The sequence below is a fragment of the Xenorhabdus sp. PR6a genome (genome assembly GCF_028599065.1).
Lineage (GTDB): Bacteria > Pseudomonadota > Gammaproteobacteria > Enterobacterales > Enterobacteriaceae > Xenorhabdus > Xenorhabdus doucetiae.
Window position 1 is genome coordinate 1 of the sequence record NZ_JAQRFJ010000122.1, and the last position, 2,980, is coordinate 2,980.

A 2,980-nucleotide genomic window follows, 5' to 3' on the forward strand; every position below is an offset into this window, starting at 1 on the left:
CCGGGCACGGGTTTTCCTTCTGCTTTTGCCTGATTACGCCAATTATACAGGGTGGCTTCCGAGATGCCTTCCATTTGAGCAACTGAGGCGACAGTCATGTTGTACGGTGGCAGCAATTTAGCCAGTGCCGCAGATTTTCGTTCGGGGGAAATACGTGTCATTTTTTTCTCTATCAGTGTTGTTTATGGGGGTGACAACTATGCTGACAGAGAGGGGGATTCACAGAATCCCTGCATAAATTTCTTACACGTTCGCAACCACTTAAGGCTTGCGAGTACTGTTTAGGGAGTGTCGGAAAACTTCATTCACATAAGGAATTACGAAGAGCCGATTGGAGACCTCTGGAACAATATGAAGACTTAATTAGCCATGAGTTTTTAGAAGTTTGCCGAAAAGACATAGCAGCCGATGATGGCTGTTTGCGGTCATCTGAAATTTACTTAGTGGAGTAGATTATGTCTGGAATTTCAGTAATTACACTGACACGTTATAGGCCAATAGAGGTTCGAAGAGCGATATTGAGTGTGCAGCACCAGACTGAGCCGGCTGCGGAACACATTGTACTGATCGATGGGGATCGTCGGATTGAGAAAAGTGTAAAAGAGTTTATTGATTCTAGTAGTATTGAACGATGTAAGGTTCACTTTGTGCCTCGAACATCAAGTGATATGTCTGGCCCCGGTCGTTCCGCTGTTTTGAGGAACATAGGGGTACAAATGGCAAAGAATCCTTGGATAGCCTTCCTTGACGATGATAATGAATGGTTACCTAATCATTTGTCGTCACTCAAAACACTTGCCTACCAAAGTGATTCTCCTGCGGTATATTCCGAAGTTGCTCTTTTAACTGCTGCGGGGGAACCGTACCTCGAACATAGGTGGCCTTGGGCACACACTCGTGAGGAAGGCGAACACAAATACAGGGATTATGTAACGCAAGGTGTCTTAGTACCAGGATCTAATGTGATCCATGACCGCCCTGAAGTTCGAGATGTACCAGTTGATACAAGTGCTTGGCTTTTGAACCGAAATTTGCTCTTATCCGTGCCATTTCAAGAAAAGTTTAGCGTAGATGACGCTCGAACACTCACAAGTGAGGATGACAAACTATTCTACTCGTTACTCGAACGCGGTGTACGGCTTGCATGTACCTCTCAGCCAACTTTGCTTTATTACTTGGGGGGATATTCTAACAGTGGAACCACAATACGGACTGATGAAACTATTGAATGGTCAAACGCTGAATAATAAATCCTAATTGGAGAGATGTTTAATGATTAAAGATATATGTATTGAGACGGATTTGGGGATGTATTTATGGGGTGATAGTTTATCTGTCATGCGTGATATATCGGATGATAGTGTTGATGTAGTGATATGTTCTCCGCCTTTTGAAGGTGACTTAAATATTCGCGACTCCGACAGAATAGGAGAAAAATTTGTCGATTGGTTTTCACATTTTTTCAATGAGTTCGAACGATTATTGCCTACTCACGGGGTAGTTGCGTTTGAGCTTGGCGGTATGTGGCTTGATGACGCGTCGGGTAAATCAATACAACAGTCTTCCTTTTTGCGATACCTTATTTCCCGCGGCTGGAAACTAATTCAAGAGTTTTTTTACTTTAATCCTCAACTCCTTCGCCCTCAGCCTAACGTTGGATTATCTCGATTACCAGACTCGATTACTCCAATTTGGGTGGTAAGTAGGAGCTATACTGGGCATTACCAAACGTCGGTCGCTGGGCAAGAACCGTATTCGCGGTATATTCGCGGAAATTTGCTTGAATTTGATACTTCGGATAAGTATGACCAACAGTATGAGCTCTTTCTTACGGAAAGAGGAGAAAGTGCCTACATAGATCGCTGGCCGAGTATTCTTCCAGCTTTTTTGATTGAATTATTGACAGTGCCTGGCCAGACCATTTTAGACCCTTTTGCAGGTACTGGTGCCACTTGCCATGCTGCGAATCGCCTTGGGCGTAATTGGATTGGCATCGAGCGCAACAGATCACTTTCTCAGCACGTAGATGCAATGTTTTCTGACCTTGCTTGAGTTCTAACTTCATTGGGATAGTCCATGTTGCTAAACCAAGAAAAGTAACTGATCCACGAACCCCATCTATGGCAGACTGATTTAGGCGGGTAGGTCAAAAGAAACGCCAATGGATATACTGAACCTACCGCCACCCGCCATATATCTATTCTAGCCTGATGGGACAGGTCGCCGAAGAAGATTAACTGAGCTACTGTTGGGTTCGCCAGCCTTATCTTTAGTCTTCAACAACCTTGGATCGTGCATGTACCCAGTAACCGACATAGCCTTTGTAGCCAGTTGTGACTGTGACCATATTAAATTTGAAGATTCCCCAACCACCTTGACGGCAATGACACTCAATAGCAGTCCAGCATCCAAGTTGTTATCACGCCGACAGACTTACGCAGATGAAAAGATGGAAACTCACCTTACAAAAGAAATCATTACAAGCTTAGTTACGCGCTGTGCGACAACTGCACATGAGGCGGCTAAATATTTGCCTAGCACTACGAGTCAAGAATTCTTAATTGCGACCAGTAAAGGACCTTATCGAGAAGCAGTAACAATATATGATAAAAAGCTTGAGGAAAAAATTCTGGAAAATTTAATATTGCCAAATAAGGATGACAGCTATTTGGGAGAAGAGACAGGTCATTACAACGGGAATTCTGGAATTAAATGGATAATCGATCCAATTGACGGAACATTAAATTTTGCTCGCAGAATACCAGCCTATTCTATTTCAATAGCAGCTGAAGTCGATGGAAAAGTTGTCGCGGGAGCGGTATATGATCCATCTCATCAAGATACCTTTACTGCAGGTCTCGGTTTAGGCGCTCGATGTAACGGTTATAAAATTAAATCCAGTAGTACTTTCAATCTATCAGATGCCATTGTATCAACAGGTTTTTCAAAAAAACCAGAAATTCGTCGAAAACAAGCTAAA

Annotated in this window: 4 protein-coding genes; 3 read left to right on the top strand and 1 reads right to left on the bottom strand. The window is 43.2% G+C overall.

What is annotated here, in order from left to right:
- Positions 1 to 161 (bottom strand): transposase (locus PSI15_RS17410; RefSeq protein WP_273584623.1); only part of this gene is annotated, 161 nt, incomplete at its 3' end.
- A gap of 294 nt (positions 162 to 455) precedes the next feature.
- Here PSI15_RS17410 and PSI15_RS17415 point away from each other — a divergent pair.
- The 3 genes from PSI15_RS17415 to PSI15_RS17425 all read left to right on the top strand — a co-directional run.
- Positions 456 to 1,247, top strand: a complete 792-nt coding sequence (locus PSI15_RS17415) for a glycosyltransferase (RefSeq protein WP_273584621.1) — start codon at positions 456 to 458, stop codon at positions 1,245 to 1,247.
- Positions 1,248 to 1,272: 25 nt separating this feature from the next.
- The gene (locus tag PSI15_RS17420; RefSeq protein WP_273584622.1) at positions 1,273 to 2,052 is read left to right on the top strand and encodes a DNA-methyltransferase; all 780 of its coding nucleotides are present in this window, start codon (positions 1,273 to 1,275) and stop codon (positions 2,050 to 2,052) included.
- 397 nt (positions 2,053 to 2,449) lie between these two features.
- Positions 2,450 to 2,980 (top strand): inositol monophosphatase family protein (locus PSI15_RS17425; protein ID WP_337928945.1); only part of this gene is annotated, 531 nt, incomplete at its 3' end.